Genomic DNA, 25,621 nt, shown 5'->3' on the forward strand with positions numbered 1-25,621 from the left:
AAAGACATAGGATATCGACTATCGATCCGGGGTAAAGTCCTTGTCGGCTCTTGATTCTTTTCGCGCCGCGTCATTAGCGGCCATCGTCGCCCTCGCCTTGGCCTCCTGCACAACCACGCAGGGCCAGCAGGGTACGGAGTTGCCCTCCCCGCCGCCGACGAACGTGGCAGCGCTGCCGCCGGCGCCGCTCCCCGATCCATTCCGGCCGGTCAATCAATCGCCTGCTGACATGTATGCCGCCAGGCAGGATGGCGAATTTGCCATTCCGCCCGTGGACCCGGTGCATATGAAGCCCGCGCATATCCGGCAGGTGGTGGACTATCGGACGAAGGAAGTCCCCGGCACCGTGGTTGTCGACCAGAACGCACGCCACCTCTATTTCATCATGCCGGAAGGCAAGGCCGTGCGTTACGCGGTCGGCGTCGGGCCGGTAGCGCGCGCCTTCAATGGCGGCGAGGCCGAAATTGCCCGCAAGGCCGCGTGGCCGCGCTGGATTCCCACGCAGGACATGATCGCCCGCAACCCGAAACAATATGAGCGCTATCGCGACGGCGTCGACGGCGGCCCCGGAAACCCCATGGGCGCGCGGGCTCTCTACATGCACAAGGACGGCATCGACACCTACTATCGCGTGCACGGAACGAACGACCCGTCATCCATCGGCAAAGCCGTTTCCGCAGGATGCATCCGGATGCTGAATCAGGATGTCATCGATCTGTATGACCGCGTGGAACCGGGCGCGAAGATCGTCATCCGCTGACGTCGCGCTGCCCCGCCACATTGACGTTCGCCTCGCCCCACGCCTGGAGGGCGAGGATGACGGGCGCCAGACTGCGCCCGCGTTCCGACAGGCTATATTCCACCTTGGGCGGCACTTCCGGGTAAACAGTGCGAATGACGAAGCCGTCGCTCTCCAGTTCGCGTAGCTGATTGGTGAGCATCCGCTGCGTCACCCCCGACACCCGGCGGCGTATTTCGTTGAAACGCAGCGTGCCCTGCAACAAATGCCACAGCACCACGCCCTTCCATTTGCCGCCGATCAGCGCGAGCGTCGCCTCCACCGGGCAGCCGGGGCTGCAATCGAAACGCTCATGACGGGGCCGGGGCATCAGACGGTATCCTTTTTGATACTATGTGCGATTTATGTGCATTCTTGCGGAAAGTACGCCAACACGTCACCTGTAGCCAGACACGATTTGCAGCGCAGAACAGGAGATATCGATGCGCGCTATTGGCTACAAAACGCCCCTTCCCATCGACAATGACGATGCGTTGGTTGACATCGACCTTCCCCGTCCCGTGCCATCCGGCCGCGACCTGCTGGTGGCGGTCAAAGCCATTTCCGTCAACCCGGTCGATACGAAAGTCCGCGCCGGCGTGAAGCCCGAAAATGGCGACTGGAAAGTGCTGGGCTGGGATGCCGCCGGCGCGGTTGTGGAAACCGGGCCGGATGCAAAGCTGTTCAAGGTTGGGGACGCCGTATTCCTCGCAGGCGCATTGACGCGCAACGGCACCAATGCCGAATTTCATCTTGTGGACGAGCGCATCGTCGGCCACAAACCCGAGACGCTTGGCTGGGCTGAAGCGGCGGCGTTGCCTTTGACAGCGATCACCGCATGGGAAGCGCTTTTCGACCGGCTGGATGTCAAGAACCACCCTGTTCCCGGCGCAGCGCCCGCCATCCTCATCATCGGCGGGGCTGGCGGGGTCGGCTCCATCGCTGTGCAGCTTGCCCGCCAGTTGACCGACCTCACCGTGATCGCGACAGCATCCAGACCGGAAACAAGAGATTGGGCCATCACTCTGGGTGCCCATCACGTTGTGGATCACTCAAAGCCGCTGGCGGCGCAGATTGCTGCTCTGGGCATTGGAGCACCAGCGTTCGTGTTCTCCACCACGCAGACCGAACAGCACCTTGCGGACATTGCGGAGCTGATCGCGCCTCAGGGCCGCTTTGCGCTGATCGACGACCCGGCCTCGCTCAATATCAACCCCTTCAAGCGCAAAAGCATCTCGGTGCATTGGGAGTTTATGTTCACCCGTTCGATGTTCGACACCGCCGATATTGCGCGGCAAGGCGCGTTACTCAACGATGTATCCCGCCTCGTCGACGAAGGCGTGATCCGCACGACATTGGCGGAGAATTTCGGCCGGATCGATGCGGCCAATCTGAAACGCGCCCACAAGCTGCTTGAGAGCGGACAAGCCCGCGGGAAAATCGTGCTCGAATCCTTCTGACGACAGCGGCCTTCAATACACAACCGGCGCGGCGAACCCACATCATGAACAGTGTGGCGCGCCGCGCCAGCCGCATGCACCGGCGGTGGTGAAGACATGAGTTGGGACACGGGCTTGTACATGGGCTTGACTTCTACATGGGCTTGACTTCGAGGAATAAAGCTCCAAATCTACACTACACGTCAGGTTTAGATAGGTGGTGGTTTTGTCCTCGCTCATGCAAATCGGTGAATTATCGAGCCGCGCCGGCGTCAGCCACCGGACGATTCATTATTACGAACGTATCGGGCTTCTGAAACCCGCCGAGCGCGAGGGGGCAGGCTACCGTTATTACGATGACAACGCCTTTCAGCGGCTGGAGAAAATAGCCGCCCTGAAGAAACTCGGGCTGAGCCTGGACGAAATCGCTGCGGTGATCGACCTCTATTTCGAGGACGCCAGCGGCATCAAGGGCAAGGAAAAGGTGCTCGCAATCCTTGAAGCGCAACTCGCCAAAGCGGACGCCCAACTTGCTGAACTCTCGACATTCCGGCGCGACCTCATCAGCAATATCGAGCGGATGAAATCGTTGATCGACGGAGCGCGCGAAACCCGGTGATCCGCCGGGCGGCCGCCTGTGCCTGGGTTACAAATCCGGGCGCAATCTACACTCAACGTCAGATCGAATTTTGTGCGGTTGCAGTGCCCATGTTGACCGCCGCCAGCCTCTTCCCCACCGCCGACAAGTGTCGGCAGCAACAGGAGAAGCCTCCCGTGCTCACAAAGCTTCACGTGCTCAAACCGCATCCCTTGCCCCGTCGCCGACCCATTGTCGGGATCGCAGCCCTTGTTCTCATTGCGGCGTCAGCGACTGCCGCTCTGGCTCAGTCAACGAAGGAACACACCATGTCACTTGCTTCCATCGCGCACGAAACTGCTTTCTCCGTTCATGACCATCTGCCGGCCGGTTATGGCGAAACCGCGCGCCGTCCCGTCGTTGTCGATGGCGAGGCGGCGGAACTGGTGCGCTATGAGCGAATGGACGGCCGCAACGCCGGCATTGGCGGCGAGCATTTCAGCACCGTGATCGCCGCCAATGGCCGCCTCAAGGGATTCGCGCGGATCGACCTCGACCTTGTCGGCGCGGATCTGCCTTCGCGGGACGAGGCGCAGGCCATCGCCCTCGCCTTCCTGCAAAAGCAGGCTCCGGACCTGTTGCCCGGCATGGAACTGAGCTGGATAGACCCGCATAAAGAACCTCTGCGCGTCGTGCGCAACGGCAAAACCGAAAACCTCACGCTCACCGGTATGAAGGTGAAAATACGCAACACGGTGGATGGCCGCTGGTTCTGGGTTATCGTCGGCGCGGACCGCAAGGTGATGGTGTTCGAGCGCGACATTCACTGGATCACCTTCCCCGGCCATCGCGGCACCGAGAAGTGGCTACACGACGCATGGCTGGTCGAGAAAGGACATGCACCGCGCGGGAGCTGATCGAACGCGCTGAATAACAGCGTTTAAAACACGCGGGTTTCGCAAGACTGTAATAATTTGCGCTTATGTCGCGGTTTAGCGACCACTTGTCTATATTCGATCATTGCTTACCAGAGCAATTTGCGTTCAATATGACCCCGTATATCGAATGCAAGTTGCAGTAACATCGAATCGAGTGCCCATCGGTGTACGGCGCGCTCGATGACCTTCACTTCCGAAGGCCGACGGTTTTCCGACCGTCGGCCTTCAGGTTTAACCGGATTGTGACTGATGACGCCCACGGCTGCACATGCCCGCGACAATGACCCTGCATCCGGCTCCGCCTCGACGGCGCAGCCGGAGGTTAGCGTGGACGGTGTTGCCCTGACCATCGGGCAGAACACAATTCTGCGCCGGATCGATCTCGCGCTTCCGCCCGGCCACATTCAGGCGCTGCTCGGCCCCTCGGGCTGCGGCAAGACCACGCTGCTGCGCATTGTTGCTGGCCTTCTGACGCCGAGCGAGGGCAAGGTCCGCATCGGCGGCGCGACGGTTGCCGACGCCTCCTCCGGCGCTTTCGTGCCGCCCGAACGGCGCGGCCTCGGCATGGTCTTTCAGGATTACGCCCTGTGGCCGCACCTGTCGATCGGCGGCAATGTTGCTTTCCCCCTCGAAATGCGCGGGGTCGGCGGGGCGGAACGCAAGACACGCGTGGCAAAGGCGCTGGCGCTCGTGGGTCTTTCCGGCTTCGAGGCGCGCAGCCCGGCATCGCTCTCCGGCGGCCAGCAGCAGCGTGTCGCCATCGCGCGGGCCATCGTCGCCGAGCCGCGCATCGTGCTGTTCGACGAGCCGTTGTCCAATCTGGACAAGGAACTGCGCGACCAGTTGTCGACGGAGCTGGCGGCGCTGGTGCGCGATCTCGGCCTCACCGCCCTTTACGTCACCCACGATCAGGGTGAAGCGTTCGCCATGGCGGATTCCGTCGCCATCATGCGTGGCGGGCAGATCGTTCAGAATGCCCCGCCCGAAGAACTCGTCGATGCACCCGCCGACCCGGAAACGGCAGAATTTCTCAACCTCGGCCCTGTTTTCACAGCCGTCGAGCGCGATGGCGCATGGCGGCTCACCGATGCGGATCTCGCGCTGGAGCCGCCGTCGGCATTCGCTGGCCAAAGCGGCGCAAACAGCCGAAAGGCCCGCGTGCTGCTTGCCCGCCGGGCATTGTCGCTGACCGCCCCCGGAACCGGGGACTGCGACGGCACGGTGAACCACAGCCTGTTTCGTGGCGACCACCACCTTGTCACCGTTGCGCTCGACCGCCCCGCACAGGCGGCGGCGGCACAGCCGGTGGCAACACACCCGGTGGATGTTCTGGTCGTCAGTGAAAGGCGCATCCGAACCGGAGAACGCGTGGGCGTGCGCGTCTTGCCGGATCGCCTGCGCTGGTTCGCGGATGCATGATCCCGGACAGCGTCAAGCGCTGACGGGAACGTCGCATCGCCAACAATGACGGAACGGGATGGCGCCCGCCCGGCCAGCCACCCCGCACCATGACATGCCACCGCTCTATCGACAGTCTTTCAGACATCAACGGGACACTATCATGATCAAACATTTGCGCCTTGCCGCTTTCGTCATCGCTGGCGTTGCCGCCACCTCTGCCGCGCATGCGGACGTTACCGTCTATTCCGCCGGCCCTGCTGGCCTCATCAATGGTCTTGCCGAAGGCTTCAAGGCGAAGACCGGCGTGCAGGTGAACGTGTTCCAGGGCACCACCGGCAAGGTTCTGGCCCGCATCGAGGCCGAGGCCGCCAATCCGCAGGTCGACGTGCTTGTTTCCGCGTCGTGGGATACGGCCAACGACTTCACCCAGCGCGGCTGGCTGCTGCCCTACACCAGCCCCAACGCCGCGACCGTGCCGGACTTCCTCAAGTCCGAAACCGCCGTTGCGCAGGGCGTCTCGGCGCTCGGCATCGTCTGGAACCCCAAGAGCGGCACGCCGAAGCCGGAAGAATGGGCCGACCTGACGAAGCCCGAGTTCAAGGATCTGGTGACCCTGCCCGACCCGGCCCAGTCCGGCGCCGCGTTCGAGCTGGTCGCGGCGCTTTCGGGCACCGCGGGTAACTGGAAGCTGTTCGAGGATCTGGCCGCCAACGGCGCGATTGTCGCCGGCGCCAATGCAGCAGCGCTCAACCCGGTGTTGCAGGGCGCCAAGGCAGCCGTTTTCGGCGCCGTGGACTACATCTCGTTCGCCGGCAAGAAGAAGGGTGAATCAGTCGAGGTGATCTTCCCGGCTTCCGGCACCGTGGTTGCGCCGCGCCCGGTCATGATCCTCAACTGGTCCAAGAACCAGGACGAGGCCAAGCAGTTCGTCGACTACATTCTTTCTGACGAGGGGCAGGCGCTGGTTGCCAAGGCATTCCTCATCCCGGCCCGCACCGATATCCCGGCTGACCGTCCGGTTATCAAGGATCTCAAGCTGCTTGAAATCGACTCCACGCAGGTCTACGCAAATCGCGCCCAGATGCTGGAAGAGTTCAGCAAGATCTTCAGCAAGAAGTAAGCGCATCCAGATAACGGCGCGCTGATTACGGCGCGCCGTTATTGTTTCTTCCATTAGTTTTTCCGATCACCATCAAACATCGATTCAACACGCAGCCAATGCGGCGAGGACAGGCATGAGCACCCCCGGCACCACGCGCAACCCCGGCCCTGTGGTATGGGGCGCAGCCGCCGCGCTGATCGTCCTCGTGGCGATCCCGCTGCTGTTCATCGTGTTGCAGGCCATTTTCCCCGCCATCGGGCAGGGCTCCCTCGCCTCCCCCTTCGACGGCGTTCTCGATGTCCTGACAGATCCCAAGCTTGTCGGCATGGCCGGAAACACGCTTGTGCTGGGGCTGGGCGTTGTCGTCTGTTCCGCTGTCATCGCCGTGCCGCTGGCGTTCCTGCGCGCACTGTTTCAGGTGCCTCTTGCGCGGCTATGGGATGTTCTGCTGCTCATCCCCTTCATGATTCCGCCCTATATCGCCACCCTCGGCTGGATCATGACCGTTCAGCCCAACGGTTACCTGAAGCAGGTCACTGGCCTCGATGCAGGCTCTTATCTGTTCTCGATAGGCGGTGTGATCTTCGTGATGACGCTTGGCGTGTTTCCGGTGGTTTATTTCGCTGTGTCCCGCACGGTCGAGGCCATCGGCGGGCGCTATGCGGACGTGGGCCGCGTGTTCGGCGCATCGCCCTTCACCGCCCTGCGGCGCGTCACGCTGCCCCTCTCCCTCCCCGGCCTTGCCGCCAGCCTGCTGCTGGTGTTCGCCATGGCCATCGAGGAATACGGCACACCGGCGGCCCTTGGACGGCAGGCAGGCTTCGAGGTGCTGGTGACCGGCATCGACACCCGCGTATCCGACTGGCCCATCGACCTGCGCGGCGCGGCGGTGCTGTCCCTCGTGCTGGTCATGATGTCACTTGGCGCGTTTATGATCCAGTTGCGCATTCTGGCCAACCGCTCTTTCGAGACGGTCGGCGGCAAGCCGCAGGCCGTGCGCAAACGGCCGCTCGGAATCTTCGCCATTCCGGTCGTGGCGGCTTTTGCCATCGTCACATTGCTGGCGGTCGGCGTGCCGCTGTTCGCCATCTTCGCCACCGCCCTGTCGAAAACGCTTTCGGGCGGCCTGTCGCCGGACAATCTCGGCTTCGACCATTTCCGGGCCATCGTAGCCGACGAGAACGGCGCGTTCCGTGCGCTGGTCAACAGCCTCAGCCTCGGCATCGCCACGGCGGTCATCACGGGGGTCATCGGCGCGGCCACGTCCTACATGGTGGTGCGCACGCGCTTTCGCGGCAAGGGTTTTCTCGATGCGTTGACAGTGATGCCGAATGCCATCCCCGGCGTCGTGGTGGCTGTCGGCATCATTCTGGCGTGGAACCAGCCGTGGCTGCCCGTCACGCCCTACAACACGCCGTTGATCCTGCTGATGGCTTATTGTTGTATCCTGCTGCCCTATCCGGTTCGTTACGCCAATGCGGCGTTCCGGCAGGTGGGCGATAATCTGGAAGCCGCCGCGCGCGTGTTCGGCGCATCGCCGCTGGTCGCGTTCCGCCGTATTCTGTTCCCGCTCGTGCTGCCAAGCCTGTTGGCGTCGATGCTGCTGGTGTTCGCCGTCGCCACGCGCGAACTGGTTGCCTCGCTGCTGCTCGCGCCAGTGGGCATGTCCACGATCTCGACCTTCATCTGGCGGCAGTTCGATCAGGGATCGGTCGGACTCGGCATGGCGATGAGCGCCGTCACCATCCTGATCACCACGACAATTCCGCTGCTGGTCACGCTGGCGTCCGGCCGCAGGGGGCCGATGTAGCAGGAATCGACCGGAAAGCCGTAAACGATGACAGCGCGTGGAAATATGGATAGATAACGCCCGTGGTCTGAGGCAATTATGCATCATCAACTGCTCAACTCCGCCCAAGCTGTCGTATAACGCACGTCATCGCAAACGTGTCCTGCTGACATCATGGTTTTATCGTGAGAAGGTACAGCCTCGGCGTGCGGAGGATCTCGCTATGATGTCGCTTTTCAGAACAGTGGTTTTTGCACTGATCATCATCGCGGGGCTATATCTTGTCTTCGGAAGACAACCCGCGCCACAAACGCTGATTTCGCTTGATGATGCCATCAAGAATGTTGCAGCCACAATCCATAATATTGAAAAAGAATATCCATCTTCGGATCGGGGCAACCTTGCTGTCGAGGAAATCAGCGTCCGGTTTGCGGTCCATGCAACCACAGATGATGCCGGAAACGTACAACTGAAAGTGTCGAATCACGCCGCCGGCACGTCCAATGGCATTTTGGCGTCGAGCGTGCCGGCGGACTCGTCAGCCGGCGGTGCGTTCGGCAACATCATAACGATCACATTCAAGCAGGCGAACGTCGTCTCGGCTGCCCCGCAGCAAGCAGCCGGCACCTCCCCGGTCGCTGCGGCCCACCAGGAAACCGCGAGAAACATCCCCCCCGGTGAGGCCCGAAGAAGCCGCACGCATGGGATGACAGCGACCGTGATCAGAATCACCCCCGCGACGGGTATTCCCAAGCCTTTCGCCATGCAGCAAGAGTGATGCGAAGCAAAGGCGCGGTCGCAAACAGCAAATAAAGGTACAAGCGTTGGCTTTATGACAGTCAAGGGCCGGCGATTATGCTGTCTTCGGCAGGCATGCCGATAAAGCGGCGGGCAAAGGCCATGAAACCGCATGTCGGCAGCGGGCGGGCAAAGTAAAAGCCCTGTACCTCGTTGCAACCCTCATCTTGCAAGACCGCAAGCTGGTCGACGCTCTCGACCCCTTCGGCGATAACGCGAAAGCCCAGTTCATGCCCCAGCGAGATGATGGTGCGCAGGATAATGCGGTCACTCTGGCTGTTAGGCACATCACGGACGAAGCCCTTGTCCACCTTCAACCGATCAACCTTGAGCTGACGCAGCACATGCAAGGATGACTGGCCAACACCGAAATCATCGATGGAGATCGACGGACCGAGAGCCCGGATTCTCATGATATCACCGCGAACCAGATCGAAGTCATGCATGACAGCGCTCTCGGTCAACTCGATATCGAGGCGAGTGGGGTCGACACCAGTTTCCTGCAAGGTATGCGCGATAAGGTTCGGTATACCACGGCGAGCAAACTGCCGTGCCGAGAGATTGATACTGACACGCAGGTCGAGGCCCTGATCATGCCAATGCCGTGCGGTGCGGCAAGCCTGAAACAGGACCCATTCATCGATTGCGGTGATGAGTCCGCTTTCCTCCGCATATGGAAGAAAGGCGCCGGGCGGAACCACCGTGCCATCGGGCCGCCGCCATCGGATGAGGGCCTCTCCCCCCACCATCCGGCCACTAGATATGTCGATCTGCGGCTGGAACTCCAAAAAAAATTGCTGCGCCGCCAATGCGTTCCGCAGTTCTATGGCCAGCAGCGCGTTCTTGCGGGCAACAGTCAGCATGTCCTCACGAAAAAAAGCCACGCCGCGCCGCCCGGTGCGGTTGCCGTATTGCGCCGCAATACCAGCCCGGTGAAGCAGATCGTGATACTCTCGCCCATCGAACGGAAACCGCGCCACGCCGACATTGACCGTGAGATTGATATTCTGCCCCTCGACCAGAAGCGGCGCACCGAGTTGGGCCAGAACCTGCCGCGCCAGCGCCTCGATTTCATGCGGAGCGCCAACATTGCATTGCAGGATGGCAAATCCGCTCGCGCCGAAACGCCGCACGATATGATCGTGCCCCAGAATGCTCCGCAGCCTGTTGGCGCAAACCGCCATCAGCTTCCGCCCGGCCGAGGGAGAGAACGCCGAGCACACGGCATCGAAACTGTCGATATTGACCATATGCAGCGCCACGGTGCTCTCCCGGGCGACACGGCGCTTCATATCCTGCTGAACGAGGATCTGCCCCGGCAAGCTCCACGCACGGTCAATCCTGTTATAAAGGCTCTCAAGCGCTTGCGCCGCTTCCGGCCTCCACCGTGCCAGCGCAAGCACCCATCGCATGCGCAAGGTTCGGGCGGTTTCTCCCATATCGGGCGTCAGCACATCGGCCGCGCCGGCTTCCAGGGCCCGCGCCAGGGCAGCGGCGTCGCACTTGCGGGTGAGCACCACCAGCTTCGCACCCGGCGCCGAACGTCCGAGATCGTGCAGCAGTTCGATAGTGGAACTATCGACGACATCGCTGCTGATGACGATAATAGATGGTTTTTGCCGCAGAGCTGACGAGGCCGGGGCACGCGGTTCCGGCACCTTGATATCGAATGCCTTGCGCATCCAATCCATCAAGCTGTCGCGGGAGGCGAATCTTTCAACGACCGCCCTGCCGTCCAAAATCCCGTTCGGGATCAAGGATGACGCGGAATCAACACTCCCCGGTTGTACAACGGCTATGGTTGTCATGAAATACCGCCCGACAGGATGAGACAAGCTCTCCACACACAGGCTGATAATAACGCAAAAATATCACACATAAAACAAATTAAAAAATGATTAATTCATATATGCTTAAAGCAATATATCCGACTTAATAATTGTATTTACATTATTATATAAATATAAATATTTACATAAACACTAATTAATATTGAATTTTATTTCATGATTGTAATTTTATCTGCATAGCAACGCTAAATATAAACTTTCATAGCTATATTCTTGTTCCCGTTTAATGTCGCCCGTTAATATCTATAAGAGGGGATCAATGACGCCGGTCTTCACCGCCGCTCGTGATCGCCAGAGACACGCGGGGAGACTTCCATTCCAGACATTCGACGAACTTTGTCCAAAAACAACACGGGCCGGCTTCACTGAAAGCCGGCCCTGTAAAATTACGATTCCGAATGATGTTGGGTTGACGCCAAAATCCGAAGAAAGCCGCCGGCTGAGCCTCCTGCCCGTCAGGTAAATCTGCCGTGGCAATGCTTGTATTTGCGGCCAGAGCCACACGGGCACAGATCGTTGCGACCCACCTTGTCCCATTGCTGCGGGTCAGCTGCGAACTGGGCGGGCGGCAGCGGCGCGGTGTTTTCCTGGGCCTGCTGCGGCTGCGCTGTCACTGCGTCTGGCTGCTGTGCCTCTTCATCCGTCGGCGGACGCAGCATGATCTCGACACGAGATACCTGCCGCGTGACCTGGCTGCGCAGCTCATTGATCAGACCATTGAACAGCTGAAATGCCTCGGCCTTGTATTCGTTCAGCGGATCGCGCTGTGCAAGGCCGCGCCACCCGATGACCTGACGCAGATGGTCCAGAGTGACCAGATGCTCGCGCCACAGATGGTCGAGCGATTGCAGCAAAATCTGCTTCTCGACATAGGTGGACAGTTCCGGCGTATTACGCTCGACACGCTGGGCATAGGCTTCGTCGGCGGCTGTGCGGATACGCTCACGCACTTCCTCGTCAGCAATGCCATCTTCCTTGAGCCAATCGACAATTGGCAGATCGAGATTGAGCAATTCGCGCACGTCAGCGGCCAGCGCTTCGCCGTCCCACTGCTCAGGATATGCATCCGGCGGAATGTGGCGGTGGACGATATCGTCGACGACACCGTGGCGCATCTCGTCGACTTCCTCGCGCACCGACTCGCGGGACATGAAGTCGCGGCGCTGCTCGAAGACGACCTTGCGCTGGTCGTTCATGACGTTATCGTACTTGAGGATATTCTTGCGGATATCGAAGTTGCGCGCTTCGACCTTGCCCTGCGCCTTCTCGATAGCCTTGTTGATCCAAGAATGGACGATGGCCTCATCTTCCTTCAGCCCAAGCCGGACCAGCATGCTGTCCATGCGCTCGGAGCCGAAGATGCGCATCAGGTCATCTTGCAGCGACAGATAGAATTTGGATCGACCGGGATCACCCTGACGGCCGGATCGACCGCGAAGCTGGTTGTCGATACGCCGGCTCTCATGACGCTCCGTGCCGACGACATAAAGGCCGCCAGCCCCCTTCGCGCGCTCCTTGAAAGCAGCGATCTCATCCCGAATGGCCTGTTCGGCCGCCGCACGCGCGGGATCCACGACATCGCCTTCCGGCTCCGGGCCAAGTTCGTGCAGGATGCGCATGTCGGCGTTGCCGCCAAGCTGGATGTCCGTACCACGACCCGCCATGTTGGTGGCAATGGTAATCGCCCCCGGCACACCGGCCTGCGCCACGATGAAGGCTTCCTGCTCGTGGAACCGCGCGTTCAGCACGGCGAAGTGCTTGCTCGCCTTGCCGGCGCGTGCAGCTTCGAACACAGGCGCAAGCGCATTGGGCGCGCTGAAGTCGATATGCCGGAAACCGTTCTGTGACAGATAAGCGCCCAGCTCTTCCGACTTCTCGATGGAGGTGGTGCCGACGAGAATTGGCTGGCCGTTGGCCGATGCCGCCTCGATCTCACGGGCAATTGCCTTGAGCTTTTCCTTCTCCGTCCGATAAACCTCATCATCCTCGTCAACACGACGAACCGGCAGATTGGTGGGAACCTCCACCACATCGAGCTGATAGATATCGGCGAATTCGTCCGCCTCGGTGGCCGCGGTGCCCGTCATGCCTGCGAGCTTGTCGTAAAGGCGGAAGTAGTTCTGAAACGTGATGGAGGCCAGCGTCTGGTTTTCAGGCTGCACCTGCACGTGTTCCTTGGCCTCCAGCGCCTGATGCAGGCCCTCGGAGTAGCGCCTGCCCTGCATCATGCGGCCGGTGAACTCGTCGATGATGACGACTTCGCCGTTGCGCACGATATAATCCTTGTCGCGCTGGAACAGCGTGTGCGCCCGCAGCGCCTGATTGACATGGTGCACGAGCGAGGCATTGACGGCGTCGTAGAGCCCGGCTCCGTCCTTGAGCAGACCGGCTTCGGCGAGAATTTCCTCGATGTGCTCGTTACCCTGCTCGGTCAGCGAGACGGCGCGCTGCTTCTCGTCGAGGTCGTAATCCTCGCGGGTCAGCTGCGGGATCAGCGCGTCGATGGTGTTGTAAAGCTCGGAGCGATCGTCCAGCGGACCGGAAATGATCAACGGCGTACGCGCCTCGTCGACCAGGATGGAGTCGACCTCGTCGACGATGGCGAAGTTATGCCCGCGCTGCACCATCTGCCCGAGGTCGTACTTCATGTTATCGCGCAGATAATCGAAGCCGTATTCGTTATTGGTGCCGTAAGTGATATCCGCCGCATAGGCTTCCCGGCGCTGGTCATCGTCCAGACCGTGACCGATGATGCCCACTGAGAGGCCGAGGAAGCGATAGACGCGCCCCATGATGCCGGCATCGCGGCTGGCAAGATAGTCGTTGACGGTGACGACATGCACGCCCTTGCCCGCCAATGCGTTGAGATAGACCGGCAAAGTGCCGACCAGCGTCTTGCCCTCACCCGTGCGCATTTCGGCGATGGAGCCTTCGTGCAGCACCATGCCGCCGACGAGCTGCACATCGAAATGGCGCTGGCCGAGCACACGCTTGCCCGCCTCGCGGACGGTCGCGAACGCGGGAACGAGCAGATCGTCGAGCGACTTGCCCTCGGCAACCTCGCGGCGGAAAGTATCCGTGCGTGCACGCAATTCGTCGTCGGAAAGGGCTGCGACTTCCTCCTCCAGCGCGTTGATAGCTGCCACGCGCGCCCGGTAGGTCTTCAGGCGGCGCTCGTTGGCCGAACCGAAGATTTTTTTCGCTATGCCGCCTAACATCGAAAGCCTTCCAGAACCAGAGTATGATATGCGCAACGCATTCCGCGCCGTGTACAGCGCACCCGACGCGCCAAACGGTTTAACTGTTGCCGCGCCCGCGGTCCAGAGCCGCGCCGCATCGAAACCATCTGAAACGACACATATATAAAGCAACATTCGATGCCTGCGCTCAAGCCCGCGGAAGCTTGTGCGCAAGCGAATGCACAGGAGCCAGATGGGCGTATCGCACGCCGCTGTCAACCACAGCCGGGGGACAATCCCGGTAAAACCGTTCAGGACTGTGTGCGAATATACGAATCTCCTTGCCATCGGCGGCGGGTTACGCCACTCATTCATTGCTGCGGTGGCCCCGGCGGCTGCGGCAGCGAGCTTCACGTCGAGATCCGATTTCGTCATCACGTCTGGATTATAGAATGACCGCGCGCCGTTTCCGTCTTTCTGCCCTCATTGCCATTTCGGCTCTGCCGCTGGTTGCGCTCGCTCATGGCGCGCAGGCCCAGCAGGCGCCGGCCGCTGCCCCCGCCGCGCAGGAAAGCGCGGAAGGCGAGAAGGTGCTCGCTCGTGTCAACGGCAAGCCGATAACGGAACGTGATCTCGAACTCGCGCTTGAGGAACTCAACGACCGCCTGCCCGCGCTGCCGGAATCCCAGAAGCGCGATTATGTCGTCGGCTACCTCATCGACATCCGCCTCGGCGCCGATGCCGCGGAAGCTGCCAAGCTGGCCGATACGCCTGAATTCGCCCGCCGCCTCGCCTATGCGCGCGACAAGGTGCTGGTGGACCAGTTCCTCGCCACCGCCGCGACCGAAGCCGCGACCGAAACAGAAATGCGCAAGCTCTATGATGAAACCATCAAGAGCCTGCAGCCCGAGGAAGAGGCACGCGCCCGCCACATCCTCGTCGCGGACGAAGACACTGCCAAGAAGGTGGTCGAGCGTCTGAACAAGGGCGAGGATTTTGCCGTCATCGCCGCCGAGTTGTCGAAGGATCCCGGCTCCGCGAAGGAAGGCGGCGACCTTGGCTATTTCGCGCGTGACCGCATGGTGCCGGAATTCGCCGAAGCCGCGTTCAAACTGGAGCCAGGCAAGGTTTCCGCTCCGGTCAAGTCGCAGTTCGGCTGGCACGTCATCAAGCTTGAGGACAAGCGCCAGAAGCCCGTGCCCACGTTCGACGAGATCAAGGATCAGATCCGCACCTTCATCGTCCAGCGGGCGCAGCAGGATGCAGTACTCAAGCTGCGCGATCAGGCCAAGATCGAACGCCTCGACAAGCCTGCCGGCGAACCCGCAGCACAGGGCCAGAACGGCACTGCTCCCGCAGCCAACGGCGCTGCACCGAAGTAAGCCCCTGCCACGGCTGAGGGGCACCCCCGGCTCGCTGCATCAGCATGCCGGGGTGGCCCGGTGAGAAAGTGACGGGCGGTTTCCACCGCCCCGCGATACCAGATGGCGTTCCAGCAACTGGCCATGTGGTGGCGGTTATTATTTCGCGATGCCAGTATGCAGCGCGGCTTGATGCGGCGTGACTTGGTTTCGATGTTCGCCCGGCAGTTGCCTGTCCCCTGCCCCTGATGTGAAGTTCAGCATGTCCACGAAGATCTCCCCTCTCGCACCCTCTGTCGTCCCAGATCTGCCGCCCGTGCCTGGCGTTCGCTTCGCCACTGCGGAGGCTGGTATCCGTTACAAGGGCCGCACGGACGTTCTGCTGGCTTTGCTCGATCCGGGCACGACAGTCGCGGGCGTGTTCACGCGCTCGCGCTGCCCTTCGGCGCCGGTGGACTGGTGCCGGGCCAATCTCGCGCACGGCACAGCGCGGGCCCTTCTCGTCAACTCCGGCAATGCCAACGCCTTCACGGGCAAGAAGGGCCGCGAGTCGACCGCGTTGGCGGCGAAGCTGGCGGCGGAAGTTGCCGGAATCAGCGAGACGGAAGTGTTTCTGGCATCCACCGGCGTTATTGGCGAACCGCTGGACGCAAGCAAATTCGGGAATGTCCTGGCGGATTGCGCGGACAAGGCGACGGACAGCGCATGGCTTGAGGCCGCGCGCGCCATCATGACCACGGACACCTTCCCCAAGCTGGCAACGCGTACCGCCACGATCGGTGGCGTGCAGGTGACGATCAACGGTTTTGCCAAGGGGGCGGGCATGATCGCGCCCGATATGGCGACCATGTTGTCCTTCGTCTTTACGGATGCGCCGCTGTCGGCAGCAGCGCTTCAGGGCCTGCTGTCGCGGGGCGTTCAGGGATCTTTCAACGCCGTCACCGTGGACAGCGACACGTCCACCTCCGACACCCTGCTGGCTTTCGCGACCGGCGCAGCAGCACAGCGCGGGGCTCCGGTCATCGAAGCTGCTGGTGACCGTCGGCTGTCCGGCTTCCGCAATGCCCTTAACAGCCTATTGGTGGATCTGGCGCAGCAGGTGGCGCGTGACGGTGAGGGTGCGCGCAAGTTTATCACCGTCAAGGTTGAGGGCGCGGTCAGTGCCGCTTCGGCCAAGCGCGTGGCGCTGTCTATCGCCAACTCGCCGCTGGTCAAGACAGCCGTCGCCGGTGAGGACGCCAACTGGGGCCGCGTCGTGATGGCCGTGGGCAAGGCAGGTGAGCCTGCCGACCGGGACCGGCTTTCCATTTCCTTTGGCGACATCCGCGTAGCCCATGAGGGCGAACGGGCTGCCTCTTATGATGAGGAAGCTGTTTCCGCCTACATGCGCGGCGACGAGGTCACCATCACGGCCGATCTGGGTCTCGGACGCGGGGCAGCGACCGTATGGACCTGCGACCTGACCAAGGAATACGTGGCGATCAACGGCGACTACCGTTCATGACCGACGCCGGATGCAAGCTGGTGCTGGTGGTGGCCTGCGCGCTGGTGAATGCCGATGGGCACATCCTGCTCGCCCAGCGCCCTGCCGGCAAGACGCTTGCCGGACTATGGGAGTTTCCCGGCGGCAAGCTGGAGCCTGGTGAGCGCCCTGAGGAATCGCTTGTCCGCGAGCTTGAGGAAGAACTCGGCATTGCCGTAAAAGCGGAAGATCTGGTGCCGCTGACCTTCGCGAGCCATCCTTATGAAACGTTTCACCTGTTGATGCCGCTCTATGTCTGCCGGCATTGGCAGGGAACGCTCGCACCGCGCGAGGGGCAGGAGTTGCAATGGGTCGCGCCGTCGAATCTGCGTGATTACCCGATGCCGCCTGCCGATGAGCCGTTGATTCCGTTTCTGACCAGTTTGCAGAGTCCGGCCGGTTAAACCAGCGAACAGCGTTACTGCATAATCATGAGGTTGGCGGAGTTGACCTTGCCGGTGACCTCGCGCCAGCGCGCGTCGGCGGCTTTCCAGTTGAGGCGGCTTTTCTTGCCTGTTCTCCCCGCAACCCTGACACCTCCGCCCACGGGTGCACCGAAGGTTGCCTTGGGTACCTCTCCCGTCACGGTGTAGCCACGTACGGTAAGGCCGCGGCGGACCTTGATGCAATAATCGACGGAGAGGTGAGAAAATCGGGTTTCGCCATGCCCGGCACGATACTTCATCACCGCCGTGCAGATGTCCTGACCCCCGAGCCGCCATGCTTGAGCCAGATAGGTCACGCCGTAGTGAATGTTGGTTTCCGGCACGGCAAGTTCGGCCAGCGTGCCGGAAAAGCCCAGCATGCGCGCAGTCGAGGGCAACACCTGCATCAGCCCGACCTCACCCACGCCGCCCACCGCGCCGCGATTATAGCTGCTTTCCACCTCGGTAACGGCGTCGGCCAGTTCGAAAGGCACGCCCAGAGCGGCAGCTTTCTCGCGCAATATCTTGCGATACGTATCCCGCCCCTGCGCACGAGACGACGGCGCCGCCTCCCCTGCGGATGAACTCGCCTCGGCGGGTTGTGGGACATCAGGCGCGGGGTTTTGCGCGCTTATGTCCGCAACGGCAGCCTGAGGCGTTTCGGGTGCTTTCGCTTCAGGCGCGGACACAACCGGATCAGCTTCGCCGGTTGCGGGCGCATTTTGCGCGGCAGCCGGCGACAACAGCAATGATCCAATCACGGCGAGAAGAAATCGCATGGTTTGTCCAGGTTATAGACACCAATTGCCGGGCAGCAATCAGCCTTCCGGAAACAATACCTGCGAGAGAATTATAATTCTCTTTCAAAAACGGCGCACGGCTTCAAGAGTTCGTCAGTGCGCCATTGATTTCATGCGAGGGTGCGGGCTTCTTCCGGCAGCATGATCGGGATACCGTCGCGGATGGGATAGGCAAGGCGGGCCTGCCGGCTGATCAGTTCCTGACGGTCCGCATCGTATTCGAGCGGGGCTTTGGTCAGTGGGCACACGAGCAATTCCAGCAGCTTGGGGTCGATGCCGATATGGCTGGCGCCTGCTCCCGCAGGGGATGCACCGGGGTTGGCTGCGTTGTGGTCACTCATCCTGTCGTCTCCTGAAAAACCGTCACCCGCAGGAAGCCAGAAACCGGCGGGACAATCGGGTGACGATGACAAAGCAGCATCCTCCGCCCGCGTCAACAGGCAGATGAAATGGTCGGCGCCGTGCGCGTTATCACGCCGTGGTCACGCACGCCATTGCGCCAGCGCCTCATCATTGCAGCGTCGAATCAGGCTCATCGCCGGAACGGGCCAGGTCGATCTCGGTGATCGCGATCAGCGTCTCAGCGCGCGTTCCAAGGTCCGGCGCTTCCAGCAGGGCCTGCTTTTCGCGCGAGCCGAAGGGCGACATCATGGACAGCGCATTCACGAGCGCCTCGTTCGACGCCTGCTCGATGGCCTTCCAGTCCACCCGCAAGTCGCGTGCATCGGCGAAACGACGCAGCACATCCAGCACGGACTGGCGATCGACCTTGTCCTCGCCCGCCCGCGCGGTGAAGTCGGCGCGGAACTCCTCGTAATCCACCCGGGCCTGCCGATAGGGCGTCAGCACCTGCAATTCCTCGGCGATCCGAAAGCGGGAAAGCCCGGTGAGCGACACCAGGTAGCGCCCGTCCTCCATCTCCACGAACTGCGTGATGCGCCCGGCACAGCCAACCTTGTAGAGCGGGACCACGGCATCCGACGCCTCGTCGATCTCCGCATCCGGCTGGACGATGCCGATCACCCGGTGCGCCCCGAGCACATCATCGACCAGCGCGAGGTAGCGAGGCTCGAACACGTTGAGCGGCAATTGCCCGCGTGGCAGCAGCAGTGTTTCCGCCAAGGGGAACAGCGGCACTACGCCGGGGCAATCGGCGACCGAGCGGTGAATAGCAATCATGGCGTCCTCCTCGCATCATCCGGCAAACGGTCGCGCAAGATGAGACTCCGCGCCGGCAGGCCGGCCAGCTTACGCAAACAGAATCGATGAAAGCCGCTTGCGACCCAGAATAGAAGCCGGGTCCGTCGGCCCCCATGCCTCGAAAAGCTGAAGCAGTTGCTTGCGCGCCCCGTCATCGTTCCAGGCGCGATCGCGGCGCACGATATCAATGAGGTGCTTCAGCGCTTCCTCGCGACGATTGGCGGCATTGAGCGCCAAAGCGAGGTCAAAACGCACCTGATGGTCATCCGGGTTGGCGGCGAGGCGCTGTTCCAGCTCGTGGAAATCACCCAGGGTCTGTGCTTGCTCGGCCAGCTCCAGCGCCGCGCGCGCCGCTGCGATGTGCGTGTCCGACGCCTTGTCGGCAGGGGCCGATTCAAGGAAGCGCCGCGCGCCTTCGAGATCGTTCAGCTTCACATGCAACCGCACCAGCGCGCCGATGGCGCGGGTGTTGTCGGGAGACTGCGCCAACACAGCCGCGTAAATCTCCGCCGCGCCGCCGACGTCACCCGCCTCGGCCTTTGCATCCGCTTCATCAAGCAGAGCATCGACACCGCCGCCCAGCGGCCCCACCAGCCGTTCGATGAAGCCGCGAATCTGGCTTTCCGGCAGCGCGCCCATGAAGCCGTCGACGGGCTGACCGTTCTGGAAGGCGATCACGGCGGGAATCGACTGAATGCCGAGTTGGCCCGGAATCTCGGGGTTCTCGTCGATGTTCAGTTTGACCAGCTTCACGCGCCCTTCCGCTTCGTTTACCGCCTTTTCGATAGCCGGCGCAAGCTGGCGGCAGGGACCGCACCACGGGGCCCAGAAATCGACCAGAACAGGCTGGCGCGCGGATTCGGCGATGACATCCTGGCGGAAACCCTGCGTCGTCGTGTCCTTGACAAGCGCATCGGATGCGGCATGCGTATCGGCTACCATATATAACTCCCGTGAAGTTGACGACGCCCGGCGGACGAATGCTGTGCGACTGCGAATATGACGGAAAATGGGCTTTTCACCCGCGGATCGCAAGCGTAACCGGCCTTTTCGCGCCTTTTTCCAGCGAGAATGCTGGCGAAATGCTCCAGCGCTTCCGATATGGCAGCATGATGGATTTCTGTTATAGAGCAACTTCAGATTTCGTGACGGGCGCAAGCAAGCAGGGAGTTCAAGACATGACACAGACAAGCGGTCGGCTTTTCGACGACGTTGCGCGCCTGATCACCGATGCAGCCGGCCTCGCCGAAGGCGCACGGCGCGAGGTGGAAACGGCGGCGCGTGTGCAGGCCGAACGTGTGCTGCGCTCGCTCGATGTCGTCTCCCGCGAGGAGTTCGAGGCAGTGCGCGAGATGGCCATTGCCGCGCGCGACGAAAACGAGCGCCTGCTGGCGCGAATCACGGCTTTGGAAGCCATCGTCGCACCCGGCTCGGCAGACAATTCGGCCTCCGACGAGGTGCGACATTCTGACGCAGAAGGCCCAACTGCCACCCCTTCTTCATAATACGCTGCCACGAACAGCGACGCGCTGTGGGGTGCAACATCCCGTAGCGACGAAGAAAATGCCCTCAAGCCACAGAAATCGTGGCCGGGGCGGCGGCGTGCTCCACCGCGCATCGTCAACGTGACAAGAGAATCATATTGAGCGTCTTGATTGTACCTTTTTGCCAGCTTATTGTAATCGGTCATGCCAAAGACTGGTGTGGAAACCGGAACGAGGGCCATTGCCGCACGCATGCGAATCCCGGACGATGGAGACGCATTACAGGCAATGCACTTCGCTGGCAGCCGTTTCCACCACGGAAACGGCGGACCTTGGATGTACGACTGCGGCACGTCCTGCAAACAGGATCGGATGCACATGAGCAGATCAGGGTACAACCGGGAAGCGCCCTGGCAGAACAGGGTAGCAGGCGCAACTTCATCGTTTCGCGAATCACGCCCTTTGGCAAGCCTACTGATCGCGCGGGCCATGCCGGCTTGCGCGTATCTTTTTTCCGGCCCCGGATGGGCCGAGAAACCGGAGAGGGATCGATATGACTCATCTCGACTTTGAAATCGTCCCCGAGCGGGACGAACATCCGCTGGATGTCGTCGAGCGCTATGCGTCCATGAACGACTGGACGTTCGACCGCGTGGACGACAACGAGATGTCGGTGTCCATCACCGGCGGGTGGGCCGATTATCATATCGCCTTCACCTGGATCGAGGACATGGAGACGCTCCACCTCGCCTGCGCCTTCGACCTCAAGGTGCAGGAGCGCCAGCGCTCCGAGATGCTGAAGCTGATCGCGCTCATCAACGAGCAGCTCTGGGTCGGCCATTTCGACCTGTGGACGCGCGAGCATGTCGTCATGTTCCGCCACTCCCTGCTGCTCTCCGGCGGCATCGAGCCCACGCGCAACCAGTGCGAGATCATGCTGCAGGTCGCCATCGACACCTGCGAGCGTTACTATCAGGCCTTCCAGTTCGTGCTCTGGGCGGGCAAAACCGCCCAGGAGGCGCTCGAAAGCGTGCTGTTCGAGACCGAAGGCGAAGCCTGAACAAGCCAGAGCAGCATATGTTATGCTTTGATCAGAACATATGCTGCTCTCGATTGTATATTTTACCGCAACTTGCGTTCAATTCGACAGATCGACTTGAACGCAAACTGTTTTTACGGAGACGGAATCATGCCCACGGGTGCGCAGACGGTGCAACGATTTGCTGATGTCATCGACGGCGCTGCTCCCGATCCGGCGCTTCCGTCGTCCCTCGTGCTTGCGGGTGCGGGCAAGATGGGCGCCTCCCTGCTCGACGGATGGCTGAAATCCGGCCTCGATCCGGTCAATGTCACGATTCTCGATCCGCATCCGTCCGAGCATATCGAGCGGCTGGCCGCAGAGCGTGGCATCGCCCTCAACACGGCTATCGAAGCAATCAGGCCGCCGGAAGTGCTCGTGCTGGCCATCAAGCCGCAGTCACTCGCGGAAGCCGCTCCGTCGCTGGCTCGTCTGGTTGCGCCGCATACGCTCGTGCTGTCCATTCTCGCGGGCAAGACCCTTGCCGGCCTCGCCGGGCATTTCCCCGAAGCAGGCGCCATCGTGCGTGCCATGCCGAACCTGCCCGCTTCCATTGGCCGCGGTATTACCGGCGTCGTTGCCTCGCAGAAAACGGACGATGCACAGCGCAGCACCGCCACGGCGTTGCTCGCAGGCTCCGGCGCGGTCGAGTGGCTGGATGACGAAGCCCTCATCGACGCGCTGACCGGCGTGTCAGGTTCCGGGCCGGCCTATGTGTTTCACCTTGTCGAAGCGTTGGCCGCCGCCGGTGTTGCGGCTGGTCTTCCGGCCGATCTGGCCGAGCGTCTGGCGCGCGGCACGGTCACCGGCTCCGGCGCGCTGCTTGAGGCCTCTCCCCTCTCCGCCACCGCCCTGCGTGAAGCCGTGACTTCGAAGGGCGGCACGACAGCCGCCGCGCTGGATGAACTTTCCGGTGATAACGGCATCGGCCCGGCCGTCACCCGCGCCGTCGCCGCCGCAAAACGCCGCGCGCAGGAATTGGCGGACTGAGCCGAGCGACCTGCCGTCCGTTAAACCGGCACACGAATCGTCGCTTTCAGCCCTCCAAGCGGGCTATCCGATAGTTCGATCTCGCCGCCATGCGACCGCACGATGTCGCGTGCGATGGCGAGCCCGAGGCCCGTACCGCCGTCATCGACGTTGCGCGCCGTATCCAGCCGCAGGAATGGCTTGAACGCTTCCTCCCGCAGTTCAGGTTCGATCCCCGGCCCGTCGTCCTCCACCGCGATCGTCAACCAGCGCGACTGGCGCGTGGCGGTGATGTTGACCTTGTCGCCATAACGCACCGCATTGGCGACGAGATTGGCGACGAGACGCTGGAAGGCCAGCGGCCTGACGGTTACAACCACATCGCCGACCACGCTGACGGAAATGTTGCGCCCCTGCCGCGCATAATCGGACTGCAGCGTTTCCAGCATTGCGGCGATGTCGGCAGGCCGCGACTGCTCGCCCGCATCGCCGCGCGCGAAGGCGAGATAGGCCTCCAGCATGTTGCCCATTTCATCGACGTCCTTGCGCAGATCCTGCACGTCCGGGCTATTGCGCATCAACGACAGCGACAGCTTGAAACGCGTGAGGATGGTCCGCAGATCGTGGCTGACGCCATTCAGCATGGTGGTACGCTGATCGATGGAGCGTTCGATTCGCCGCTTCATCTCAATGAAGGCTCGGCCCGCGCGCCGCACTTCACGCGCGCCGCGTGGGCGAAAATCGACGTCCCTCCCCATGCCGAACGCCTCGGCGGCATCCGCCAGCCGCAGAATGGGGCGAATCTGGTTGAACTGGAACAATACGGCAATCGTCACCAGCACGAATGACGTGCCCAGCATCCAGATAAGGAAGATGTGGGAGTTGGATGCATAAGCCAGGCTGCGCCGCGCGAATACGCGCATGACGACATCGTTGTCGAGCAGGATACGAATTTCGATGAGGTTGGAGCGCCCGACCGTATCGATCCAGAACGGCCGCGCAACCTGCCGGCTAATCTCTTCGGACAGCACCTCATCGAGAATGGAGAAGAACGGTTTCGGCCCCTGCGGCGGCAACTCCGTACCCGGCAGAAACTCAACTTCGAGGCCCAGCTTGTCCTGCGCGATGCGCACAAGCTCCGAGGTCATGCGCGCCTGGGGAGATACTTCGTAGATATCGATGAGCGCCGCGATATCCGAGCTGACGGCCGACGACAGCCGGCGCGTGACGAGCTGCCAATGGCGCTCCAGAAACACATAGGCCACGACGGATTGAAGGATGACGACCGGCGCGATGATGATGATGAGCGAGCGGACGAACAGTCCCTTCGGCATCACCTCGCCCAGCCAGCCGAACAATCGGCGCGGACCTTTCATCGCGGTTTTCCACGCCGTCCGCACTGTTCCAGCGGCGCGAGCCGCCATGCCGGGCTGGCTGATCGGGCCGTTCATCGCGCCGCCCCCGCGCTATCGGTCGATCAGCAGACGGTAGCCGACGCCGCGCACCGTTTGCAGATAAACCGGGTTGGCCGGATCGCGCTCGATTTTGCGTCGCAGACGGTTGATCTGCACATCGACGTTGCGGTCATTGGCCAGCGCGCCTGCGTTGGCGGCAGCGTTGCCGGCCAGATCCTCGCGCGCCACCTGTTCGCCGCCCGCCTCGCCCAGAATGGTGAGGATGTCGCGCTCACGCTCGGTGATGCGCACGATCTCGTCACCCAGACGCAACTCGCCCCGGTCGAACCGGAAGATGAACCCGCCAAAACGGATAGCCTCCGGCGTGGCGCGGGCCGCACCGGGCGCTTCGCTGGCGACGTTGCGCTTGATAATGTTGGCAAGGCGCAGCAGCAGCTCGCGCGGCTCGAAAGGCTTGCCGAGATAATCGTCCGCGCCGATCTCCAGCCCCGTCACCCGGTCGGCGCCGTCGCTGCGGGCGGTCAGCATCAGGATCGGCACCGCCGACTTTTGCCGCCAGCGACGGGCGAAGTCGAAGCCGTTTTCACCGGGCATCATGACATCCAGCACCAGCGCATCGAAAATCAGCGAGCCGAGCGTCGATTCGGCCGCCGCCGCATTGGCGGCCACCGTCACCCTGTAGCCGTTTCCGGTCAGGAAGCGCGACAGCAACGAGCGCAACCGGCGGTCATCGTCGACCACCAGCACGTGCGGTGCGTCGTCGGGCAATCCTTCCACCGGGGCATCGTCTTCGGTCGCGTCGATCATTGCACCTGCTCCTCCCCGTCGGCTGTTTTCCACACGATGCGGGAGACATCGTCCCTATCGTCATCGTTGATCATGGAAAACAGAAACGCGGTTACCTTGCTCTTCACGTCCGGCTCCAGCCCGTCCAGCGCGCGGGCGATGCGCTGAAGCTGCGGCGCGGTGAGCGCCAGCGAGAGCGCCCTCCCCTTGTCCGTCGGATAGAGCAGCCGCTGCCGCCTGTCCGCCGTGCCGGTACGTTGCACGATATAGCCTTTTTCGACAAGATCCTTCAGAATCGGGTTCAGACTTTGCTTGGTGATGCCAAGAATGTCGAGCATCTCGGCAATCGTCATGCCGGGAACGCGTTCCACGAAATGCAGCACCCGGTGATGCGCGCGGCCGAAACCGTACTCGGTCAACAGCCTGTCCGGGTCGCTGACGAAGTCCCGATAGGCGAAAAACAACAATTCGACGATGTCGTTGCCGGTCGGCGTATCGGATGGCGGGCCGGATACGTCGCCGGCATCCGCGGCGCTGTCTGACCGGGTGGAAACGGTGGCTGTCGTCACAAGGCTTTCCCTGGATTGCGTCTGATGAAAATTTGTGCAGTCATGCAACATACAGAGGTAGCGAGGAAAGAGTGAAAAACATTTATGTCAGCCTTATTGACATATTTCAGGAAGATTGTTACCCGTCAAGCGGTTTCCGCGAAAGGAAATAATACGGATTG

The 25,621-nt window shown here is 61.8% G+C and carries 24 protein-coding genes; 14 read left to right on the plus strand and 10 right to left on the minus strand.

Annotated elements, in window-relative coordinates; translation table 11 throughout:
- Window positions 1-40 precede the first annotated feature (40 nt).
- Window positions 41-760: a L,D-transpeptidase gene (locus FHS81_RS04840; RefSeq protein ID WP_246374733.1), complete on the plus strand. Its 720-nt coding sequence runs from the start codon at window positions 41-43 to the stop codon at window positions 758-760.
- Here FHS81_RS04840 and FHS81_RS04845 read toward each other — a convergent pair.
- A complete protein-coding gene (locus tag FHS81_RS04845; protein WP_183750933.1) occupies window positions 750-1,109 on the minus strand; it encodes a winged helix-turn-helix transcriptional regulator in 360 nt (119 codons plus the stop codon). The genes FHS81_RS04840 and FHS81_RS04845 overlap by 11 nt on opposite strands.
- Window positions 1,110-1,221: 112 nt before the next feature.
- On the opposite strand from FHS81_RS04845, the gene FHS81_RS04850 reads away from it, so the two are divergent.
- The 7 genes from FHS81_RS04850 (at window position 1,222) to FHS81_RS04880 (ending at window position 8,802) form a co-directional block, all read left to right on the plus strand.
- Window positions 1,222-2,238, plus strand: coding sequence for a zinc-binding alcohol dehydrogenase family protein (locus FHS81_RS04850; RefSeq protein ID WP_183750934.1), 1,017 nt, complete (start codon window positions 1,222-1,224; stop codon window positions 2,236-2,238).
- Between the two features lie 205 nt (window positions 2,239-2,443).
- Window positions 2,444-2,836 carry a helix-turn-helix domain-containing protein gene (locus FHS81_RS04855; protein WP_210281548.1) on the plus strand — a complete coding sequence of 131 codons (393 nt, stop codon included), beginning with the start codon at window positions 2,444-2,446 and terminating at the stop codon, window positions 2,834-2,836.
- A 287-nt stretch (window positions 2,837-3,123) separates the two neighbouring features.
- Entirely contained in the window at window positions 3,124-3,711 is a 588-nt protein-coding gene (locus FHS81_RS18675) for a hypothetical protein (protein WP_210281549.1), read from the plus strand.
- A 270-nt stretch (window positions 3,712-3,981) separates the two neighbouring features.
- Window positions 3,982-5,151 carry an ABC transporter ATP-binding protein gene (locus FHS81_RS04865; RefSeq protein WP_183750935.1) on the plus strand — a complete coding sequence of 390 codons (1,170 nt, stop codon included), beginning with the start codon at window positions 3,982-3,984 and terminating at the stop codon, window positions 5,149-5,151.
- Between the two features lie 142 nt (window positions 5,152-5,293).
- Window positions 5,294-6,253: an ABC transporter substrate-binding protein gene (locus tag FHS81_RS04870; RefSeq protein ID WP_183750936.1), complete on the plus strand. Its 960-nt coding sequence runs from the start codon at window positions 5,294-5,296 to the stop codon at window positions 6,251-6,253.
- Between the two features lie 115 nt (window positions 6,254-6,368).
- Complete coding sequence (locus FHS81_RS04875) at window positions 6,369-8,045, plus strand: ABC transporter permease (protein ID WP_183750937.1); 1,677 nt, start codon at window positions 6,369-6,371, stop codon at window positions 8,043-8,045.
- 202 nt (window positions 8,046-8,247) lie between these two features.
- Complete coding sequence (locus FHS81_RS04880; RefSeq protein WP_183750938.1) at window positions 8,248-8,802, plus strand: hypothetical protein; 555 nt, start codon at window positions 8,248-8,250, stop codon at window positions 8,800-8,802.
- Window positions 8,803-8,863: 61 nt separating this feature from the next.
- Here FHS81_RS04880 and FHS81_RS04885 read toward each other — a convergent pair whose 3' ends face one another.
- Window positions 8,864-10,504 (minus strand): putative bifunctional diguanylate cyclase/phosphodiesterase, encoded by a 1,641-nt coding sequence (locus FHS81_RS04885; protein WP_183750939.1) that lies wholly within the window; start codon window positions 10,502-10,504, stop codon window positions 8,864-8,866.
- Window positions 10,505-11,127: 623 nt separating this feature from the next.
- A complete protein-coding gene (gene secA / locus FHS81_RS04890) occupies window positions 11,128-13,890 on the minus strand; it encodes a preprotein translocase subunit SecA (RefSeq protein WP_183750940.1) in 2,763 nt (920 codons plus the stop codon).
- A 413-nt stretch (window positions 13,891-14,303) separates the two neighbouring features.
- Here secA and FHS81_RS04895 point away from each other — a divergent pair, with 413 nt between their 5' ends.
- The 3 genes from FHS81_RS04895 to mutT all read left to right on the plus strand — a co-directional run bounded on the left by FHS81_RS04895 (window position 14,304) and on the right by mutT (window position 17,138).
- Window positions 14,304-15,233 (plus strand): peptidylprolyl isomerase, encoded by a 930-nt coding sequence (locus tag FHS81_RS04895; RefSeq protein WP_183750941.1) that lies wholly within the window; start codon window positions 14,304-14,306, stop codon window positions 15,231-15,233.
- 241 nt (window positions 15,234-15,474) lie between these two features.
- Window positions 15,475-16,716, plus strand: a complete 1,242-nt coding sequence (argJ, locus tag FHS81_RS04900; RefSeq protein WP_183750942.1) for a bifunctional glutamate N-acetyltransferase/amino-acid acetyltransferase ArgJ — start codon at window positions 15,475-15,477, stop codon at window positions 16,714-16,716.
- Window positions 16,713-17,138, plus strand: a complete 426-nt coding sequence (mutT, locus tag FHS81_RS04905) for an 8-oxo-dGTP diphosphatase MutT (protein WP_183750943.1) — start codon at window positions 16,713-16,715, stop codon at window positions 17,136-17,138. Before argJ ends, mutT begins: the two co-directional genes overlap by 4 nt.
- A 14-nt stretch (window positions 17,139-17,152) precedes the next feature.
- Here mutT and FHS81_RS04910 read toward each other — a convergent pair whose 3' ends face one another.
- From FHS81_RS04910 to trxA, 4 genes are all read right to left on the minus strand, one after another.
- On the minus strand, window positions 17,153-17,938 hold the full coding sequence (locus FHS81_RS04910) for a transglycosylase SLT domain-containing protein (RefSeq protein WP_183750944.1): 786 nt from the start codon (window positions 17,936-17,938) through the stop codon (window positions 17,153-17,155).
- A 131-nt stretch (window positions 17,939-18,069) separates the two neighbouring features.
- Window positions 18,070-18,300, minus strand: coding sequence for a Trm112 family protein (locus FHS81_RS04915; RefSeq protein WP_183750945.1), 231 nt, complete (start codon window positions 18,298-18,300; stop codon window positions 18,070-18,072).
- 169 nt (window positions 18,301-18,469) lie between these two features.
- Window positions 18,470-19,138 carry an LON peptidase substrate-binding domain-containing protein gene (locus FHS81_RS04920; protein WP_183750946.1) on the minus strand — a complete coding sequence of 223 codons (669 nt, stop codon included), beginning with the start codon at window positions 19,136-19,138 and terminating at the stop codon, window positions 18,470-18,472.
- A gap of 69 nt (window positions 19,139-19,207) precedes the next feature.
- Entirely contained in the window at window positions 19,208-20,101 is an 894-nt protein-coding gene (gene trxA, locus FHS81_RS04925) for a thioredoxin (RefSeq protein ID WP_183750947.1), read from the minus strand.
- Between the two features lie 236 nt (window positions 20,102-20,337).
- Here trxA and FHS81_RS04930 point away from each other — a divergent pair, with 236 nt between their 5' ends.
- The 3 genes from FHS81_RS04930 to proC all read left to right on the plus strand — a co-directional run bounded on the left by FHS81_RS04930 (window position 20,338) and on the right by proC (window position 22,711).
- The gene (locus FHS81_RS04930) at window positions 20,338-20,664 is read left to right on the plus strand and encodes an accessory factor UbiK family protein (RefSeq protein ID WP_183750948.1); all 327 of its coding nucleotides are present in this window, start codon (window positions 20,338-20,340) and stop codon (window positions 20,662-20,664) included.
- A 532-nt stretch (window positions 20,665-21,196) separates the two neighbouring features.
- Window positions 21,197-21,703: a type III secretion system chaperone family protein gene (locus FHS81_RS04935; RefSeq protein ID WP_183750949.1), complete on the plus strand. Its 507-nt coding sequence runs from the start codon at window positions 21,197-21,199 to the stop codon at window positions 21,701-21,703.
- 171 nt (window positions 21,704-21,874) lie between these two features.
- Window positions 21,875-22,711, plus strand: coding sequence for a pyrroline-5-carboxylate reductase (gene proC, locus FHS81_RS04940; RefSeq protein ID WP_428982435.1), 837 nt, complete (start codon window positions 21,875-21,877; stop codon window positions 22,709-22,711).
- A 20-nt stretch (window positions 22,712-22,731) separates the two neighbouring features.
- Here proC and FHS81_RS04945 read toward each other — a convergent pair whose 3' ends face one another.
- The 3 genes from FHS81_RS04945 to FHS81_RS04955 form a co-directional block, all read right to left on the minus strand.
- Window positions 22,732-24,066 carry an ATP-binding protein gene (locus FHS81_RS04945; protein WP_246374811.1) on the minus strand — a complete coding sequence of 445 codons (1,335 nt, stop codon included), beginning with the start codon at window positions 24,064-24,066 and terminating at the stop codon, window positions 22,732-22,734.
- A 90-nt stretch (window positions 24,067-24,156) separates the two neighbouring features.
- Window positions 24,157-24,912, minus strand: coding sequence for a response regulator (locus FHS81_RS04950; RefSeq protein WP_183750952.1), 756 nt, complete (start codon window positions 24,910-24,912; stop codon window positions 24,157-24,159).
- Window positions 24,909-25,460: a MarR family winged helix-turn-helix transcriptional regulator gene (locus tag FHS81_RS04955; protein WP_343052418.1), complete on the minus strand. Its 552-nt coding sequence runs from the start codon at window positions 25,458-25,460 to the stop codon at window positions 24,909-24,911. The genes FHS81_RS04950 and FHS81_RS04955 overlap by 4 nt, the downstream gene beginning before the upstream one ends.
- Window positions 25,461-25,621: the final 161 nt, after the last annotated feature.

Origin of the sequence: Pseudochelatococcus contaminans (assembly GCF_014195635.1) — a bacterium.
Lineage (GTDB): Bacteria > Pseudomonadota > Alphaproteobacteria > Rhizobiales > Beijerinckiaceae > Pseudochelatococcus > Pseudochelatococcus contaminans.

Excerpts from the sequence above, each read along its gene's own strand:
- FHS81_RS04865 (WP_183750935.1), top strand. The coding sequence starts at position 3,982 with ATGACGCCCACGGCTGCACATGCCCGCGACAATGACCCTGCATCCGGC.
- FHS81_RS04910 (WP_183750944.1), bottom strand. The coding sequence starts at position 17,938 with ATGCGATTTCTTCTCGCCGTGATTGGATCATTGCTGTTGTCGCCGGCT.
- trxA (WP_183750947.1), bottom strand. The coding sequence starts at position 20,101 with ATGGTAGCCGATACGCATGCCGCATCCGATGCGCTTGTCAAGGACACG.
- FHS81_RS04880 (WP_183750938.1), top strand. The coding sequence starts at position 8,248 with ATGATGTCGCTTTTCAGAACAGTGGTTTTTGCACTGATCATCATCGCG.
- FHS81_RS04850 (WP_183750934.1), top strand. The coding sequence starts at position 1,222 with ATGCGCGCTATTGGCTACAAAACGCCCCTTCCCATCGACAATGACGAT.
- mutT (WP_183750943.1), top strand. The coding sequence starts at position 16,713 with ATGACCGACGCCGGATGCAAGCTGGTGCTGGTGGTGGCCTGCGCGCTG.
- FHS81_RS04945 (WP_246374811.1), bottom strand. The coding sequence starts at position 24,066 with ATGAAAGGTCCGCGCCGATTGTTCGGCTGGCTGGGCGAGGTGATGCCG.
- FHS81_RS18675 (WP_210281549.1), top strand. The coding sequence starts at position 3,124 with ATGTCACTTGCTTCCATCGCGCACGAAACTGCTTTCTCCGTTCATGAC.
- FHS81_RS04895 (WP_183750941.1), top strand. The coding sequence starts at position 14,304 with ATGACCGCGCGCCGTTTCCGTCTTTCTGCCCTCATTGCCATTTCGGCT.
- FHS81_RS04935 (WP_183750949.1), top strand. The coding sequence starts at position 21,197 with ATGACTCATCTCGACTTTGAAATCGTCCCCGAGCGGGACGAACATCCG.
- FHS81_RS04930 (WP_183750948.1), top strand. The coding sequence starts at position 20,338 with ATGACACAGACAAGCGGTCGGCTTTTCGACGACGTTGCGCGCCTGATC.
- FHS81_RS04920 (WP_183750946.1), bottom strand. The coding sequence starts at position 19,138 with ATGATTGCTATTCACCGCTCGGTCGCCGATTGCCCCGGCGTAGTGCCG.
- FHS81_RS04950 (WP_183750952.1), bottom strand. The coding sequence starts at position 24,912 with ATGATCGACGCGACCGAAGACGATGCCCCGGTGGAAGGATTGCCCGAC.
- FHS81_RS04875 (WP_183750937.1), top strand. The coding sequence starts at position 6,369 with ATGAGCACCCCCGGCACCACGCGCAACCCCGGCCCTGTGGTATGGGGC.
- FHS81_RS04915 (WP_183750945.1), bottom strand. The coding sequence starts at position 18,300 with ATGAGTGACCACAACGCAGCCAACCCCGGTGCATCCCCTGCGGGAGCA.
- FHS81_RS04885 (WP_183750939.1), bottom strand. The coding sequence starts at position 10,504 with ATGCGCAAGGCATTCGATATCAAGGTGCCGGAACCGCGTGCCCCGGCC.
- secA (WP_183750940.1), bottom strand. The coding sequence starts at position 13,890 with ATGTTAGGCGGCATAGCGAAAAAAATCTTCGGTTCGGCCAACGAGCGC.
- argJ (WP_183750942.1), top strand. The coding sequence starts at position 15,475 with ATGTCCACGAAGATCTCCCCTCTCGCACCCTCTGTCGTCCCAGATCTG.
- FHS81_RS04845 (WP_183750933.1), bottom strand. The coding sequence starts at position 1,109 with ATGCCCCGGCCCCGTCATGAGCGTTTCGATTGCAGCCCCGGCTGCCCG.
- FHS81_RS04870 (WP_183750936.1), top strand. The coding sequence starts at position 5,294 with ATGATCAAACATTTGCGCCTTGCCGCTTTCGTCATCGCTGGCGTTGCC.